The organism is Ochrobactrum sp. SFR4 (assembly GCF_019730395.1).
Classification (GTDB): Bacteria; Pseudomonadota; Alphaproteobacteria; order Rhizobiales; family Rhizobiaceae; genus Pseudochrobactrum.
Genome location: NZ_JAAPBB010000664.1, coordinates 1 through 283, shown reverse-complemented (window position 1 = coordinate 283; position 283 = coordinate 1). Strand labels below are relative to the sequence as shown.

General features: G+C 50.2%; 1 protein-coding gene. It reads right to left on the bottom strand.

Translation table 11 applies throughout. The annotated features are described in order from the left end of the window. Window positions 1–170, bottom strand: a 170-nt coding sequence (locus tag HBA93_RS20715) for a VOC family protein (protein ID WP_221724526.1), incomplete at its 3' end; no start/stop codon positions are given. Between the last annotated feature and the right edge of the window lie 113 nt (window positions 171–283).

Here is a 283-nt window from a genome sequence, read left to right as displayed (position 1 = left end):
AGCGAGCCGGGAGAGCCGACAGCATCGCCGTAAAACAGGTGCAATTGTTCGCCGTCTTCATAGCCGCCGGTTTGTTTCACCAGCCGCAACCCCAGAAAACCGGCATAAAAATCAATATTGGCCTGCACATTGCGCGTGATCAGAGTCACATGATGAATACCGGAGGTCATGGTCGCCTTTCTGAATACGGATAAGCAGAGATTCGCTTTATCCGTCATGATATCGCTGCGTTTAGAGCGGTTTCAGTACATGCTGAAACCGCTCTAGCTTTTGTTTTTACGCG